16 protein-coding genes are annotated in these 15,764 nt (G+C 65.6%); 9 read left to right on the top strand and 7 right to left on the bottom strand.

Features of this window, described 5'->3' with window-relative positions:
- Positions 1 to 32 precede the first annotated feature (32 nt).
- Positions 33 to 1,010, top strand: coding sequence for a hypothetical protein (locus AKJ09_RS12175; protein WP_146647362.1), 978 nt, complete (start codon positions 33 to 35; stop codon positions 1,008 to 1,010).
- Positions 1,010 to 2,284, top strand: coding sequence for an NHL repeat-containing protein (locus AKJ09_RS12170; RefSeq protein WP_146647361.1), 1,275 nt, complete (start codon positions 1,010 to 1,012; stop codon positions 2,282 to 2,284). The genes AKJ09_RS12175 and AKJ09_RS12170 overlap by 1 nt, the downstream gene beginning before the upstream one ends.
- Before the next feature lies 1 nt (position 2,285).
- Here the strand turns inward: AKJ09_RS12170 and AKJ09_RS12165 are convergent, their stop codons facing one another.
- The 3 genes from AKJ09_RS12165 to AKJ09_RS12155 form a co-directional block, all read right to left on the bottom strand.
- Positions 2,286 to 2,963 carry an NAD(P)-dependent oxidoreductase gene (locus AKJ09_RS12165; protein ID WP_146647360.1) on the bottom strand — a complete coding sequence of 226 codons (678 nt, stop codon included), beginning with the start codon at positions 2,961 to 2,963 and terminating at the stop codon, positions 2,286 to 2,288.
- Positions 2,957 to 3,373 carry a hypothetical protein gene (locus tag AKJ09_RS12160; RefSeq protein ID WP_146647359.1) on the bottom strand — a complete coding sequence of 139 codons (417 nt, stop codon included), beginning with the start codon at positions 3,371 to 3,373 and terminating at the stop codon, positions 2,957 to 2,959. The genes AKJ09_RS12165 and AKJ09_RS12160 overlap by 7 nt, the downstream gene beginning before the upstream one ends.
- Positions 3,374 to 3,463: 90 nt before the next feature.
- On the bottom strand, positions 3,464 to 4,351 hold the full coding sequence (locus AKJ09_RS12155; RefSeq protein ID WP_169927473.1) for a sigma-70 family RNA polymerase sigma factor: 888 nt from the start codon (positions 4,349 to 4,351) through the stop codon (positions 3,464 to 3,466).
- 211 nt (positions 4,352 to 4,562) lie between these two features.
- Here AKJ09_RS12155 and AKJ09_RS12150 point away from each other — a divergent pair, with 211 nt between their 5' ends.
- Positions 4,563 to 5,432, top strand: coding sequence for an alpha/beta hydrolase (locus tag AKJ09_RS12150; RefSeq protein WP_169927472.1), 870 nt, complete (start codon positions 4,563 to 4,565; stop codon positions 5,430 to 5,432).
- 59 nt (positions 5,433 to 5,491) lie between these two features.
- Positions 5,492 to 6,259, top strand: coding sequence for an AAA family ATPase (locus AKJ09_RS12145; RefSeq protein WP_240488452.1), 768 nt, complete (start codon positions 5,492 to 5,494; stop codon positions 6,257 to 6,259).
- Here the strand turns inward: AKJ09_RS12145 and cls are convergent.
- Both cls and AKJ09_RS12135 read right to left on the bottom strand, forming a co-directional pair.
- Positions 6,240 to 7,649 (bottom strand): cardiolipin synthase, encoded by a 1,410-nt coding sequence (gene cls, locus AKJ09_RS12140; protein ID WP_146647355.1) that lies wholly within the window; start codon positions 7,647 to 7,649, stop codon positions 6,240 to 6,242. The two genes, AKJ09_RS12145 and cls, sit on opposite strands and share 20 nt — an antisense overlap.
- A 221-nt stretch (positions 7,650 to 7,870) precedes the next feature.
- The gene (locus AKJ09_RS12135) at positions 7,871 to 8,377 is read right to left on the bottom strand and encodes a hypothetical protein (RefSeq protein WP_146647354.1); all 507 of its coding nucleotides are present in this window, start codon (positions 8,375 to 8,377) and stop codon (positions 7,871 to 7,873) included.
- Between the two features lie 224 nt (positions 8,378 to 8,601).
- On the opposite strand from AKJ09_RS12135, the gene AKJ09_RS12130 reads away from it, so the two are divergent.
- Together AKJ09_RS12130 and AKJ09_RS12125 are read left to right on the top strand one after the other, a co-directional pair.
- Positions 8,602 to 9,588 carry an NAD-dependent epimerase/dehydratase family protein gene (locus AKJ09_RS12130; RefSeq protein ID WP_146647353.1) on the top strand — a complete coding sequence of 329 codons (987 nt, stop codon included), beginning with the start codon at positions 8,602 to 8,604 and terminating at the stop codon, positions 9,586 to 9,588.
- A gap of 21 nt (positions 9,589 to 9,609) precedes the next feature.
- Positions 9,610 to 9,951 carry a hypothetical protein gene (locus tag AKJ09_RS12125; protein ID WP_146647352.1) on the top strand — a complete coding sequence of 114 codons (342 nt, stop codon included), beginning with the start codon at positions 9,610 to 9,612 and terminating at the stop codon, positions 9,949 to 9,951.
- A gap of 24 nt (positions 9,952 to 9,975) precedes the next feature.
- Here the strand turns inward: AKJ09_RS12125 and AKJ09_RS54785 are convergent, their stop codons facing one another.
- Together AKJ09_RS54785 and AKJ09_RS54780 are read right to left on the bottom strand one after the other, a co-directional pair.
- Entirely contained in the window at positions 9,976 to 10,137 is a 162-nt protein-coding gene (locus tag AKJ09_RS54785) for a hypothetical protein (RefSeq protein WP_240488451.1), read from the bottom strand.
- Positions 10,138 to 10,169: 32 nt separating this feature from the next.
- A complete protein-coding gene (locus AKJ09_RS54780) occupies positions 10,170 to 11,144 on the bottom strand; it encodes a hypothetical protein (RefSeq protein WP_240488450.1) in 975 nt (324 codons plus the stop codon).
- Positions 11,145 to 11,589: 445 nt separating this feature from the next.
- On the opposite strand from AKJ09_RS54780, the gene secA reads away from it, so the two are divergent.
- From secA to AKJ09_RS12100, 3 genes are all read left to right on the top strand, one after another.
- Positions 11,590 to 14,658 (top strand): preprotein translocase subunit SecA, encoded by a 3,069-nt coding sequence (secA, locus tag AKJ09_RS12110; RefSeq protein WP_146647351.1) that lies wholly within the window; start codon positions 11,590 to 11,592, stop codon positions 14,656 to 14,658.
- 215 nt (positions 14,659 to 14,873) lie between these two features.
- Positions 14,874 to 15,308, top strand: a complete 435-nt coding sequence (locus AKJ09_RS12105; protein ID WP_146647350.1) for a hypothetical protein — start codon at positions 14,874 to 14,876, stop codon at positions 15,306 to 15,308.
- A 129-nt stretch (positions 15,309 to 15,437) separates the two neighbouring features.
- Positions 15,438 to 15,758, top strand: coding sequence for a hypothetical protein (locus AKJ09_RS12100; protein ID WP_146647349.1), 321 nt, complete (start codon positions 15,438 to 15,440; stop codon positions 15,756 to 15,758).
- The last annotated feature ends 6 nt before the right edge of the window (positions 15,759 to 15,764 follow it).

Below are 15,764 nucleotides of genomic sequence, written 5' to 3'. Positions count from 1 at the left end.
AGCGCGCGCGAACGCGGTCGTGGGGATGGTTCATGGCGGGGTCTTTCGGAGCGACGTTGCTCGCCTCGGCGCCTGCGCATGCGGGGAATGAGGCGGCGGCCCAGGCCCTCTTCGACGAAGCCAAGAAGCTCGTCGGCGAAAAACGGTACGCCGAGGCATGTCCGAAGTTCGCCGAGTCGAACCGCCTCGATCGCGGAGCGGGCACGCTCATCCACCTCGCGGACTGCTACGAGAAGAACGGTCAGGTCGCGAGTGCATGGGCCACGTTCACGGATGCGGCCTCGGCCGCTCAGGCTCTCGGTCGCAAAGACTGGGAAGACCTCGCACGCAAGCGTGCAACGACGCTCGAACCGAAGCTCTCGCGCATCGCGGTGAAGGTGCCGTCGCCCACGCCCGGCCTCGAAATCACGCGTGACGGCGAGAAGGTCGCCGAGCCGAGCTGGGGGATGTCACTGCCGGTCGATCCGGGCACGCATACCCTCGAAGCACGCGCACCGGGCCACGAGTCGTTCAAGACCACCGTGAGCCTCACCAAGCCGGGCGAGACGAAAGAGGTCGTCGTCCCGAAGCTCGCCGACCTTCCCGCGTCGGCGCAGCAGACATCGTCGCCTGTGAAGGCGGAGACGAACGACACGCCGATCGGGAGCGATACGCATGCCGGCGGCGGTCAACGCACGGCGGGCCTCGTGGTCGGCGGCGTCGGTATCGTCGGCCTCGCCGTGGGCACCATCACCGGCCTCATGGCCACGAGCAAGAACAAGGATTCGAAGGACCAGTGCCCAAACGCCGGCCCCTGCGCCAGTCGCGAAGGCGTTGACGCCAACGAGAGCGCGAAGAGCCTCGCGACGGTCTCCACGGTTGGATTCATCGCAGGCGGCCTGCTTGCCGCCGGCGGCGCGGTGCTCTACCTCACGGCACCTTCGGGATCGTCGCCGAAGACCGGCCGCTTGAGCGTGACGCCCTCGGTGTCGAAGGGCAGCGCAGGCCTCTCGCTCGGAGGAACGTTCTGATGAACTCGCGATTGGCCCTCCGCTCGATCCTCGCGTCGGCGTTCGTCCTTGGCGGATGCTCGGCGATCATCGGCATCAACGACGTCAGTTACGACCCCAGCGCGACGCAGGGCAGCGACGTCGATGGTTCGACCAACCCCGACGGTGGCCCCACGACGTTGGACGACGGCGCGACCGTCTTGCCGGACGGCGCCGTCGTCACCGACGGTTCGACGGAACCCGACGGTGCCGCGTGTGCTGGCGCGGACCTCATGACCGACGCGAAGCACTGCGGGCGCTGCGGCCACGATTGCCTCGGGGGCGCGTGCTCCGCGGGCAAGTGCCAGGCCGTGCAGCTCGGCTCGGCAGGCTCGTCTCCGCTCACGTTCGTCGCCGTGAGCGACAACGACGTCTTCGCGACAGGGGACGTGGAACTCACGTCGCAGGTCGGTGGTGTGTGGCGCACGCCGAAGGCTCCGGGCGCGGGCATCACTTCGTTCGTCGCGGACGCGACGATGCGTTACGCGTACGGCATCGCGGTCATCGATCAGAAGCTGTACATGACGAACGCCGACTACAAGGCTTCGGGTGGCGGCCTGTACGCTTGCGATCTCCTTGGCCCCGCCAACTGTACGCCATCCAAGATCGTCGATGCCGAGTTGCCGTTTGCCGTCTCGTCGGTGGGCGGCAAACTCTACTTCTGGGATCACGATAAGGGCATCATGGTGTACACGCCCGGCGGAACCGTCGCGACGTTCCGCGCGAACCTGCCCGGCCCTCGTCTCTATGCCGACGGCAAGAACGCGTACTACATCATCACGTTCGACAGCGGCGGCAACCGATACGCGGCCTTGCTCGAGGCGCTTCCGAACGGCAACGTGAAGGAGATGTCGCGCTACGAGACGCCGACCGTCGACAGGTCCGACATTGCCGGCAATGCGACAGACCTCTTTTTCACTGCGTGGGACTCGGAAGGTAGCGGCGGCGGCATCGCGCGACGCATCCCGCGAACCGACGGCCAGCCCTCGTGCGAATACGGCGGCGCGACGAACGCCCGTCCTCAGGGCATCACGGTCGACGCCGAGAACGTCTACTGGACCAACGGTGGCACCGGCCCCAAAGACGGCCCGTGGACGAACGGCTCGCTCAACACCTGCAAGCTCTCGGGCTGTTGCACGACGCCCGATGTTCTCTGGACCGGCAACGGCCGCCCCTTCGGCGTAACGACGGACGACAAGGCGATCTACTGGGTCACCCAACAGACGGGCCAGATCTGGAAGATCGCCAAGCCCTGACTCACGCCGTTCGTAGGATGGGCCGCTCGGCGGGCAACGGCTTGCCGGCGGCCATGCCCACGATGCGATGGAGGTGCTCGTCCTGCTCGGCCTCGTCGAGGAGGAAGTGCGCGACGTCGTTCCGGCTGACGACGCGTGTGCCGGGAGGCATTCGTCCATCGGCGATGCGGTACTCGCGCGTGAGAGGACCGTTCGTGAGGCGTGGCGGGCGTGAAAACGTCCAGTCGAGATCGCTCTCCATGAAGACGCGCTCCATGGCGGTTCCGTCTTCGTAGACGTTTCGCAAGAACGTGTGGCGCGCGAGCCAGACGATGAAGCCTTCGTTCTCGAAGAGCACCGCCGCCGACACGACGAGCAAGCGCCGGATGCCCGTGGCTTTCATCGCGGGCACGAGCGCGCGTGCGCCTTCACGAAGCACGGTGGTCGGTCCGATTCCCGGCGGGCCGAGCGAAAAGAACACCGCATCGTGCCCAGGCAAGACGCGCGTGAGCTCTTTGGTGCTCAGTGGATCGCCGCCGAGAATGGTGAGGCCTTCGCGCGGCGCGAGTTTTTGCGGCGAACGCACGAAGGCGGTCATCGAATGACCTCGTCCGAGGCCTTGCTCGACGAGCGCGCGTCCGGTGCCTCCCGTTGCGCCCAGGACGAAGAGACGCATCGGATTCGGATGGGTTGTCACCATGGTTTGACCTCCATCAAGACCGCGACCACGGCGGTGATCGCGCACATGGACCAGGCCGCGCGAAGGACGCGCTCACGCGTTCGTGCGTCCCCTGCGGAGTCGCGTTTCCGGAGGGCGCTTCGCAGCAAGGCGCTGGTGACTCCGAGCAGAACGAAACCGAGGAGCGACAGCCGAAACCACCACGTAGTGTGATTGGCTCCGCCCGACGACGACTCGAGAAGCACGCCCGATACCAGGACGAGCGGGAGGCTGATCCGTGTGGTTCGGGCCAACCGTTCGAGCATGCTCCAGCTTTCGCTGCTCACCGAGCGGGGAGCCGTGGCCGAGGCGATGACGGCGATCCCCGCCACCTGACCCAGACCAAGGACGACACTGAGGACGTGCAGGCAGAGCGCGACCGGAAAGAGCATCAGCGCGCTCCCGTTTCTTCGAGACCCATACTGTGGAGACGATGCAGGCGAGCGAAACGTGACGTCGCTCGCGCCGTCAGCGAAGAAAAATCACTGCAGCGGTCCGATGTGGCGGAGGCGCTCGGGATCGATCTGCAGGAAAATATGCCGGATCTGCCCATCGGCCACCGAGACGAGGATGGCCGCGATGGGCTGGCCATCCCGAAGCGCGACGACGGCAGGCTCGCCGTTCAAGGTGCGCTCCTGGATCTCGACGGGCGCCACGTTCTGTTTCGCGAAGCCCTTCATCAGCGAGATGATGCGGGTGCGTCCAACGACGGGCCTGCCGGTGTTGCGGAGGCGTCCGTACTGGATGCCGTGCGGTCCAGCGTCGGCGATGACCACGGCGTCTTCGGCGAGCAGATCGTGGAGCTTCTCGATCTCGATCGCACCGCCGGTGACCGCCTTGACGAACGCCATGAGGAGGCGCCGGTGTTCGTCCCGCGACGTCTGGAGCACGCGCCGTTCGACGGCCACGTTCTCGCGCGCGCGGCTCAGCAGCTGGCGGCATGCGGCTTCGTTCTTTTGGAGCAGATCGCCGATCTCCGCGTGGCTCATGTCGAAGACCTCGTGGAGGAGAAAAACGGCCCGCTCGGCCGGCGTGAGCCGCTGGAGCAGCACGACGAAGGCCATCGAGATCTGGTCGAGCATCTCGACGCGCCCGATACCGCTCTCGTCGAGATCGACCGGCTCGGGAAGTCGATCGCTTCGGCTCTCTTCGTGCCTGACGCGCGCAGAGCCGAGCTCGTCGAGGCAGAGCCGGGTCACCGTCGTCATCAAGAAGGCCTTCGGCGCGTCGACCTCCATCTCACGCTTCTGCCATCGCACCCAGGCTTCTTGCACCATGTCTTCCGCGCGCCCCACGTCGCCGAGCATGCGATAGGCGAGGGAGAGCAGGGAGGGCCGGTAGGTCTCGAACGTGGTCGCGTCGGTTTTCATCGTCCGGCTTCCTCCATGTGAGATGAAACAGCCAGCCAGAAGGAGACGAAAGAGCCGGCGCGTTCGTGACGTGCGTTGGTGACGTTGGCTCGGCCAGGCCTCAAATCGGCGGAAAATCGCGTCGAAGAGCTCGGCTCGGCCGCGTGGCACGGCGATCGCTTGCCCCCCTTGCATGGCGAGCGCACGCGCACGGGAATTGTGGGCTTCGTTCGTGGTCGAGCCCAAGTCGCTCGAGCTCGACCTTCGAGCGCAACGGGAGGTCGGCGAGCACCACGAAGATCGGACGTCGGAGCCTGAGCATGTGGTCTTCGAGCCGGCGCCCGAGGTGGACGGCCTCTGGGCCATTCCGACGTTGCTCGAACAGCGTGAGCCACCTCGGTCGGGGCTCTATCTGCACGGTGGCGGCTACATCACCGGCTCGCCTGCAGCGCGCCGGAAGACGGCAGGGCACATCGCCCACGCGACGAGCGCTCGGGTGCTCGTGCCTTCGTATCGACTCGCGCCCGAGCATCGTTTCCCGGCGGCGGTCCAGGACGCGCTGCATGCCTACGAGCTTTTGCTCTCGCGCGACGCGCGGTCCGAGCGAACGTTCATCGCCGGTGATTCGTCCGGCGGCGGACTCGCCGTGGCCACGCTCCTCGCGGCGCAGCAAGCGAACGTGCCGCTGCCGGCGGCATGCGTCGTGATCTCGCCGTGGGCCGATCTCCTCTGCAGCGGGGAGTCGATGACGAGGCGAGCGAAAGCCGACGTCATCGTGGCACGCGAGAACCTGCTCCACATGGCGGAGCAATATCTGGGCGCGCAAGACGCGCACGAGCCGTTGGCGTCGCCCGTCTTTGCGAAGCTCGACGGACTCTGTCCGCTCCTCGCGCTTGTCGGCGGCGACGAGATCGTGCGCGACGACGCCGCTCGTCTCGTCTGCGGATTCTCGGCTGGCGGTGCGGACGCGACCCTGTTCGTCGGCGGAGGCATGCAGCACATCTGGCCGACGTGGGTGGGGGCTCTGCCCGAAGCGGACGAGGCGATGGCCATGGTCGGGGCGTGGGTCCGCGCGCACACGGGCGCATTGCGAACCGTGTGACCAAGTCGGCCTGATCATCACGAGCGACGGCGCCGCGCTCCCCACGTACACTCGTGTCCGTGGAGTTCATCCGAAACGTTTTCCTCGTCGAAGAGCGGATTGCGAATACGAACGAATATCCGTTCACGATCCCCGCGGTCCGGGCGCTCGACGGTCTGTCGTTTTCGCAGGTCACGTACTTCGTCGGGGAAAACGGCTCGGGCAAGTCGACCATCCTCGAGGCGATCGCGGTGGCCTTGGGGTTCAATGCCGAAGGGGGCACCAAGAACTTCAAGTTCTCGACGCGTGACTCGACCTCCTCGCTTTCGAGGAGCATCCGCTTCGTACGAGGCCCCTATCGACCGCTCACGGAGTTCTTTCTTCGCGCGGAGAGCTTCTTCAATCTCGCAACGCAGATCGAGGAGCTCGACAAGGTGCCAGCGTATGCTCCTCCGATCATCGATTCCTACGGTGGGCGATCGCTCCACGAGCAATCGCATGGCGAGTCGTTCCAGGCGCTGCTGAAGAATCGCTTCGGGCCGCGCGGGCTTTACATCCTCGACGAACCGGAGGCGGCCCTGTCGCCATCACGTCAGCTCTGGCTCCTCTCCCGCATGCACGAGCTCGTGCTCGACGAGAGCCAGTTCATCATCGCCACCCATTCACCGATCGTCCTCGCGTATCCCGGGGCGACGATCTACGAAGTGGGAAAGGACGGTATTTCGCGCGTCGAGTACGACGACACCGAGCAGGTCTCCTTGACTCGAGACTTCCTCGCGCAGCGCAAACGCTACGTCGAGCGGCTCTTCGCCTACGTCGAAAAGGGAACTACTCCAGAGGGGCAATGAGGCGGGCGACGGATTCGGCGAGCATGCGAATGCGTCCCGCCGGAGCGAGATCGACGCACTGAGGAAGAATGGATTCGATCCACGACTCGAGTCCATCGATCTCGGGGCGCGTCGTGAAGAAGAGGGCAATTTCGTAATCGAGAAAGAGACTGCGCATATCCATGTTCGCGCTGCCGAGGACACCGAGGGTATCGTCCACGAGCACGATCTTGGCGTGCATCATGGCGCCCACGAAGCAGTGGATTCGGCCGCCCGCCGCGGCGATCTCGCGCAGGTAACTGCCGCCCGCGAGATCGGCGGTAGGATGGTTCGAGCGCCTCGGCACGACGATGCGCACGTCGACGCCGCGCCTCACGGCGAGGACGATGGCTCGTGCCAAAGCCTCATCGGGAACGAAATACGGAGTCGCGATCCAGAGCCGGTGTTTCGCCCCGAAGACGCTGCTCAGGAAGGCATCGTAGATCGGATCGGTGGGCACGTCGGGGCCGCTGCCGACGACCTGAATCTCGGCCTGGCCGCTCTTCTTCGTATCGTCGTGAGTGCCGGGCAGGGGATTCGGCGTTTCGTTCGCGACACGCGCGGCGAAAGCCCAATCGGCCTCGAAGAGCAATTCGACATCGTCGACGGCGGGGCCGGTGACGCGCGCCGAGAGGTCGCGCCAGCGGCCTTCGATCGGCACCGGGCCCATGTACTCGCGCGCGAGGTTCATCCCGCCGACGATGGTGACCTTCCCGTCGACGGTGATCGCCTTGCGGTGAAGCCTCAAGTTCGCGTTGCTGCGAAAAGGCACCGACCAGACGGGCATGAACCAGGCGATGTGCGCGCCCGACTTCCGGAGGCGCCCGATCTGCGTGCGGTTCGAACGGAAGCGAAAGAGATCGTCGACGAGAATTCGAACTTCGACGCCCGCGCGAGCCTTGGTCTCGAGCAACTCGCTGATGGCGAGGCCCACTTCGTCGCCGGCGAAGATGAGCGTCGAGATGTGGATGCTTCGCTGCGCTTGCTCGATGAGCTCGACCACCGCGGCATAGGCGCTCTCTCCGGTGTCGAGCATCTCGACGCGGTTGCCCTTGGTCGGCTCGGGCGCGCCCGACGCGCAGAGCATGTACGCCGTCGTTCCCTTCTCGACGTTCGGCGTGGCGTGCGCCGTATAGACGCGCTGCTTCGACGCCGAGCGCTCCTTCAACTTCCGTCCGCCAAGAATGAGATAGAGCGGCACGCCCACGTAGGGCACGAGCACGATGATGAGCACCCAGGCCATCGTGCTTCCCGTCGGGCGCCGCTGTTGCACCGAGCGCGCGACGAGCACCATCGCCATCACGAACCCGACGATCGTCGCGAAATGCGAGACGATGAGCCGGACGAACGGTGACGCGACGAGATCGGTCATCGCGCGCGATGTTACTCCGGAGTGGGACGAGTCAGCGGCTTCGCGTCATTTGTTGCAGACGATCTCCATCGTGGCGTCGGAAGCGGCGCCCCCGATGAAGCGGATCTCGCTCGTCTCGCAGATGTTCCGATCCGTTGGTCGCAGATCCGGAAGACACCACCCGCTCGCGCATCCTTCGCACGTGTCGTCGAGGTTGCGACATCGACGGCCGTCTTCACCGGTCAACATCTGGACGTCGCAAAGGACGAGGTCCTTCGGATCGCCGTATGCGTCGAGGGGGCCGACCGGAATCGCATCGTGTCGATGACCCCGTCGTCCGACGTCGAGGCCGGAGTGGCGGGCCAGTTGTCCATCAAGGCATCGACGAAGTCGCTCACGCCTGCTCGGCTGGCATCGCCTTCCTTCCACGCGAGGCGCGGGTCGTCCTTCGGCCCTACGACCGAACGTGATCCCACACCCACGAGCCAGGCTTGGATGTCCACCGGGTCCCACGATCCACCCGGGACGACGAGCTCGTTCATCTGCTCCGAGAGCGCCGTGCGAACTTGTTCGCGAAGCGACCCGTCACGGTCGTCGACGACGACGATCAGGTCTCGAGGCGAGACGCGGAAGCTCGTCGCCCACTCGACTTGCCGGATCGCCCCCTCGGTCACCGTGATGGGCGGGTCCGACGCGCATCCGATCGAGCTGAGAAGAACGGCGAGGAGAGCGAGCGCACGACGAGTCACGGAATGCCGCGATTGCAGAGAGCGCGCCATCCCGCTCTTGCCGTGAAAATAGGCGATTCGGCCTTGCGGCGAGCGGCAACGCCGGTGACGTGTTCGCCGTTTTGGCCAACGACATTGGCGTTCGTTTGGGGAGGCGCGGCGCCGCCCGAAGACCGCTCCAACGGTCGAGGTTTCTTCCGAGGCCGGGTTGACGTGCCCGGTGATTCTGGCAAAAGCATCCGCACATGAGGGTTCTCGTCACCGGCGGTAGCGGTTTTCTGGGCAGTCACGTCGCCGAACAGCTCGCGAAGCAGGGCCATACGGTCCGCGCGCTCGTTCGCCGTAGCTCGAACCGCAAGTTCCTCCAGACGCTGTCGGGCATCGAGTTCGCCGAGGGCAGTGTCGAGGATCGTCGCTCGGTCGACGAGGCCATGAAGGGCGGCGTCGATGCCGTCGTGCATTCGGCCGGGCTCGTGAAGGCGCGCAACGAGGCCGAGTTCTACGAGTGCAACACGCAGGGCACCGTGAACCTGCTCGAGGCTGCGATCGAGCATGCCCCGAACCTCAAGCGCTTCGTCCACGTGTCGAGCTTGGAGGCGTGCGGCCCCTCGCTCGACCGTCAGCCCGTTCCGGTCGACCAGGAGCGCCCGGTCACCGCGTACGGCCGCTCGAAGCTCGCCGCCGAGAAGGCGTGCGTGCAGCGCAAGGACAAGCTCCCGGTCGTGATCCTCCGCCCCGCGGCGATCTACGGTCCGCGTGACGTCGAGATCCTCGAGGCCTTCCGCGCCGCCTCGAAGCGTCAGTACCCGGTCATGGGCGATGGCAGCATGCTCGGTTGCTACACCTACGGTCCGGACTGCGCGCGCGCCTGCATTCAGGCGATCGAGGCGAACATCCCGAGCGGCAAGATCTACTTCGTCGACGACGGCGAGCCGATGAGCATGGCGCGCGCGATGGGCGAGGTGCTTCCGGAGGCGATCGGCCGCAAGCCGATCCTGCGCTTCGGCATTCCGTTCCCGGTTCTGCAGCTCGCGTCGCTCGGCGTGGAGACCTACGGCCGCGTACGCGGCAAGGCCGTCATGCTCACGCGTGAAAAGGTGAAGATGCTCAGCCACCACTGGGTGTGCGAGAGCGCCTCGACCCGCGCCGATCTCGGCTGGACGCCCGAGGTCACCTTCGAGGAAGGCGTGAAGAAGACCGCCGCCTGGTACCGCCAGAACGGCTGGCTCTGAAGCCCTGAGGATCTAGGAACGATGTATCGCGAAGCGCCTGATCTCGAGGTCCGGGTCAAGGAACTCGAGCAGACGCTCGCCGAGATGAAGGTCGAGACGCGCGCGATGGAGCGCGAGGTCTGGGCCGCGCGACGGACGCTCAAGCTGCGCAAGGTCATCGCTGCGTCGGCGCTCGGTGGCCTCGTCTCGGTCGGCGGGTCGATGCTCGGCGCCGCTGCCGCCATCGTCCTCGCCAATCCGTGGCTCATTCTCTGGGGCAACCTGATCGGGTTCGGCGTCGGCTTCGTCTTCGGTGTGTTCACCGCAGAAGGAGCCGACGACGACGACTTCCCGAAGGCGCCGCCCCCGCGGCTCTATTTCTGAGTCGCGAGGGCTGCGCTCGCCGCCTCACGGGCAGGCGCGCGTGACGGACTTGATGCGCATCACGCCGTCGACGTTCGGATCGTTCGTCTGATCGCCGATCGCGATGGTCCCGTTCGTCGTGTAGTTGTTGCGCGTGAGCTTGGCCACGCCGTCGATGCTCACTGTCGCGACATTGGCGGCGTCCACCGCGAGTTCGTACGTGTGATACGCGTTGTCGGTCACCGCGAAAGCGGCCGACTTGGAGTCGTCGGCCCAGCTGATCTGCGCTTTCTCGAGGGAGAGCATCTGGCGGCGCTCGGAGTCGATTCCAGCGGCCCCGTGAGCGAGCCCATGATCGCCACCGCGGCGTCGAGTGGGTCGTGAGGGCCGGACACGGACTCGACGAGCATCTGCACGCGGATCGCGAAGGGCTTCCCTGCTTCGATCGCGCCGCTCTTGGCGAGCAGCAGCTGGCCGCTGGTCCTGCCGCCCGCGACGGTCGACGTCTCGAGTCGCGTGTAGTCCGCGGCGTAGGTCAGTGTATAGGGCGCCTGTTGGATGATGGTCCAACCCTGCGTCGTGACGTCGACGCCTCCCGTGAGGAGCGGGGACTCGGCGCGCGGCGTCCAGGCGGTGGTCGACACGCTCGCCTGGCATGTCTCGCAACCGTTCGATGGATTGGCGGCGCCGTCGTCGTAGAGCGTGCCGTCGATGAGGCACTTCGCTGCGCACGCGCCGCCCGCGCAGAGCTTCCCAGCGCCGCACGTCGTGCCGTCGTCGAGCACCGTCCACGCGTCACGGGCCTTCGCTGTGTTGCACACCTGGCAGGCGTTCGTCGGATCGACCGCGCCGGAGGCGACCGTACCGCCGTCGACCTGGCAGACGTCGATGCACGCACCGCTCGAGCACTCCTGACCGCTCGTGCATGCGCGCTCGCACGTGCCGCAGTGGCCCTTGTCGGTTTGGAGGTCCGCGCAGGTCGAGCCGCAGGCCGTGAGTCCGGCTCTGCACGTGAGCCCCGCCTCGGCGTGGTCGGGAACCTCGGCATCGGTGGCGGCCGACGCCTCGGTCGGGGGCGCCGCGTCCGTGCCATCCGGCCGCGTCCCCTCGTCGATCCCGCAGGCGAGGACGATGCTTCCTGCAACACCAAGGGCCGCGAGGCCCAGAACTGCGATGGTCCAGGATCGTGCGCCAACGGCGGAACTTCGAAGCATTGCTGCCCGCAGAAATAGCTCGTCGGCTGGTGCGAACGCTACCGGTTCACCCTCCCTGGCATCGCAAGACGGGGGCAAACCGGAAGGTCGAGACGCCCTCGGGACGCCATGTTCGGGTTGCCGATCGCGTCTCCGGCACCGAGGGCGGCCGCCGAACCTGGTTACTCCCGTTCGACGAGGTCTTGATTTCCTGAACGAGCGCGAGGGGTTGGACAGCGCGGCTGTGCTAGCCTTCGCGTCCCCGGAGTCCTCCAGGACCCCGGTTTTCGGCCGAGGGAACACTCCGCGGAGGTCCGGGGTTTGCCCACCTGCGAGACGAGCGTTTGCCATTGCGGCGAACCCTCACTAGGTTGGCCTCCCCAAAAGTGGCGTTTGTCTCGGGTTTTCAGGTCGGGCGCCGCCGCTAGTCTCCCTCGCTTCGCCACGAAAGGTCGCAAGCTTCGCCATGCTGACGTGGGCACTCAAGAAGATTCTCGGCACCTCCCACGAGCGTGAGGTGAAGAAGCTCAAGCCGCTGGTCGAGGAGATCAACAAGCTCGAGCCGAAGATGGCCGCCCTCGAAGAGCACCAGCTCAAGGCGAAGACCGCCGAGCTGAAGGAGAAGCTCGACAACGGCGCCTCGCTCGATGACATCCTCGTCGAGGCCTTCGCCGTCTGTCGCGAAGCCAGCAAGCGCCATCTGCGCATGCGCCACTACGACGTGCAGCTCATCGGCGGCATGGTCCTGCACAAGGGCATGATCGCGGAGATGCGCACGGGCGAAGGCAAGACGCTCGTCGCCACCCTCGCGTGTTACCTGAACGCGCTCGAGGGCAAGGGCGTCCACGTCGTCACCGTCAACGACTACCTCGCTCGCCGCGACTCCGAGTGGATGGGCAAGCTTTACGGCTACCTCGGTCTCAGCACCGGCGTCGTCGTCAACCAGCAGGGCGATCGCGAGAAGCGCCAAGCGTACAAGTCGGACATCACGTACGGCCAGAACAACGAGTTCGGCTTCGACTACCTGCGCGACAACATGAAGTTCAGCGCGCTCGACTACGCGCAGCGCGAGTTGAACTTCGCCATCGTCGACGAGGTCGACTCGATTCTCATCGACGAGGCCCGCACGCCGCTCATCATCAGCGGTCAGGCCGAAGCATCGAGCGACAAGTACAAGACGATCGACGAAGTCATCCCGCGTCTCCGCAAAGACGAGCACTTCACGGTCGACGAGAAGGCGCACCAGGTTTCGCTGACCGACGAAGGCGTCGAGCAGGCCCAGAAGTTGATGGGCATCTCGAACCTCTACGATCCGGTCAACCTCGAGAGCCTCCACATCCTCAACCAGTGTCTGAAGGCGCACTCGCTCTACAAGCGTGACGTCAACTACCTGGTCGCCGACGACGGCAAGGTCCTCATCATCGACGAGTTCACCGGACGCGTCCTCCCCGGCCGCCGCTGGTCGGACGGCTTGCACCAGGCCGTCGAGGCCAAGGAGCACGTGCCGATCCAGGAAGAGACTCGGACGATGGCCACCATCACCTTCCAGAATCTCTTCCGCATCTACAAGAAGCTTGGCGGAATGACCGGAACGGCCGACACCGAGGCCGAAGAGTTCCACAAGACGTACAAGCTCGAAGTCGTCCAGATCCCGACGAACCGCGGCATCCAGCGCCTCGACCTCGAAGACCTCGTCTACAAGACCGAGCGCGAGAAGTTCACCGCCGTCGTCGGCGAGATCCTCGAAGCGCACGAGAAGGGCCGCCCGGTCCTCGTCGGTACGACGAGCGTCGAGAAGAGCAGCGCCATCGCGAAGATCCTCAAGAAGAAGGGCATCTCGCACGCCGTCCTCAACGCGAAGCAGCACGAGAAGGAAGCGTATGTCGTCGCGCAGGCCGGTCGTAAGGGCGCCATCACGGTGTCCACGAACATGGCCGGTCGCGGTACGGACATCATCCTTGGCGGCAACGCGGAGATGCTCGCGAAGCTCGATTTCCGCGAGCAGGGCCGCGATCCCGACACCGAGACGGAAGACTTCGAGAAGCTCGTTCTCAAGTACGAGGAGAGCTGCAAACGCGAAGGCGACGAGGTCCGCGAGGCCGGTGGTCTCCACATCGTCGGCACCGAGCGCCACGAGTCGCGCCGCATCGACAACCAGCTCCGTGGCCGCGCCGGCCGCCAGGGCGACCCGGGCTCGAGCCGCTTCTATCTCTCGCTCGAAGACGACCTGATGCGCATCTTCGCGGGCGACCGCGTGAAGTCGCTCATGGAGCGCATGGGCATGCCCGACGACGAGCCCATCGAGCACCCGTGGGTTTCGAAGAGCATCCAGGACGCGCAGCGCAAGGTCGAAGCGCGCAACTTCGACATCCGCAAGAACCTGCTCGAGTACGACGACGTCATGAACGAGCAGCGCAAGACGGTCTACAAGGTCCGTCAGCAGCTCCTGCTCGGCACCTACACACCGGAGATCCTCGGCGACGACGGCAAGCCCACGGGCAAGCTGCGCACGATCGAGACGATGCCCGGGCTCGTCGATGCCGTGAAGCCGGCCGTCACCGAGCTGCTGCTCCACTTCGGTACGTCCGTAAGGACCGACTCGCCTGAGGTGAAGCGTCCGACGAAGCTCGAAGAGATCGAGCTGATCAACGACCTCGATCAGCTCCGCTCCGAGATCTACAACATGTGGGGCTTCCGCATCGACTTCAAGGAAGCCGAAGCCAAGGACCCCACCGGCCTCTACCAGCGCCTGCTCGCCGAAGTTCCCTCGAGCCTCACGCAGCAGCGTGAGCGCCTCCTCGACCTCGTCGACGCGATCGTGTCGGCCGTCGTCGAAGAGAGCTGCCCGGCGAACAAGCCGCCGGAGGATTGGGACTGGAAGGGCATTCGCACCGCGTTCGTCGAGCACTTCGGCACGAAGCCGAAGGACTACGATCACCTCCACGACGTCCAGGACCTCGCGCACACGCTCTACGCGCAGGCGCTCGAGCTCGTCGAAACCAAGGAGAAGGAGATGGGCACGGAGCTTCTGCTCCGCGTGTTCCGTCACTTCTACCTCGAGGACATCGACAAGCAGTGGGTCGAGCACCTCACGAACATGGAGCACCTCCGCGACGGCATCGGTCTCCGCGGCTACGGCCAGCGCGACCCGAAGCAGGAGTACAAGAAGGAGGGCTACGACATCTTCGTGAACATGATGGCGTCGACCAGCTCGAACGTCGTCACGAAGGTCATGGCCGTGCGCCTCCAGAAGGAGAGCGAGATCGAGCGCCTCGAGCGCGAAGACGCCGCTCGCCACGCCGCCGCCGCTCGCTCCATGCAGCTGCGTCACGGCTCGGAGCTCGCCGAAGGTGAAGAGCCGCCGCCCGCTCAATCCGCGCCGCCGCCGCGTCGCGCTCCTGCGGTTCAGCAGGTTCGCCGCGAGCAGCCGAAGATCGGCCGCAACGATCTCTGCCCGTGCGGTAGCGGCGAGAAGTTCAAGAAGTGCCACGGCGCTGCCCTCGAAGAAGAAGGCAGCGACGACGCCCAGGCCTGATCTTCAGGTCGAAGGCAAACACGCGAAGGCCCGAGGGACATCTCTCGGGCCTTCGTGCATTTGTCACGTACTTCGCAGATCGAGCCACGCTCGGAACGCTGATCGAAATGTCGTCCTGCGGCTCGGAATGGCACACGATGGATTTGCAAAGATGCTCGTTCGAGCGGCTTTTGGGCGGGAGACTCGTGGCACCCAAGTTGCTGGAACCCATCCTGATGGCTCGCAAATCAGCAGGTGGCAGGGGTGGAGTCGCGTTGGCTGTTCTCGCCATCGTGGGGGTGTTCACCGTTGCGTGTGGCTCGTCGGACAGAGATGGAAAGTCGTCGGGTGCCTTGAGTCAGGATGCCGACGGTGGGGCGCCCGAGGCGTCCACGCGTTCGTTCGATCCGCGAGGACTCGACCGCTCGTGCACGAAGGACGAGGACTGCGAGCTCGTCTCGCGGATCACGGACTGCACTTTCGTCGATTGTTGCGTTCGGGTCGCGGTCAAGCGCACGTCGGAACTGGAGGCGGCCATGCAGTTGGATGGCTGCTCCGGTCAGTTCTCGGGCTGCTCGATGAAGTGCCCCAAGGTCTCGGCGATTTGCGTGAGCGGGCAATGCGACGTCGCTGCCGAAATTCCCGTCGACCCCGACGGCGGAGCCCAGTAGTCGCGAGCGCCTGGCCCTGGCCAGGTGCATTGAACGCAAGGGCTTGGAATCCTTCGCTCGCGCTTTCGGCATGACGCGTGCTCGAGCGCGAGCATGGCTGCCCAGACGACCGGCGCTACACTTCCAGGCATGACCCGACGCGCCACGTACGAGGATGTTTTGGCGGCTCCGCCGGAGAAGGTCGCGGAGGTCATCGATGGCGTGCTCCATCTGTTCCCTCGACCGGCGAAGCCGCACGCGGCGGCGTCCGCGGCGCTGGGCGAGGAGCTTGGGCCGCCATTCAAGCGTGGCCGCGGTGGGCCGGGAGGTTGGATTTTGCTCGACGAGCCCGAGCTCCACCTCGTCGACGTGATCATCGACGCCTGGGCCGACGATGTCCATGTGCGCGCCGAGCCGTTCGACGCGATCGAGCTCGATCTGTCGGTGCTCTGGGCCGACGTACAGCTCTGAAGACGA

It is taken from the genome of Labilithrix luteola, from assembly GCF_001263205.1.
In the GTDB taxonomy this organism is placed as follows: domain Bacteria; phylum Myxococcota_A; class Polyangia; order Polyangiales; family Polyangiaceae; genus Labilithrix; species Labilithrix luteola.
The sequence above is the reverse complement of the archived record's forward strand: the minus strand, read 5'-3'. Positions and strand labels throughout refer to the sequence as shown.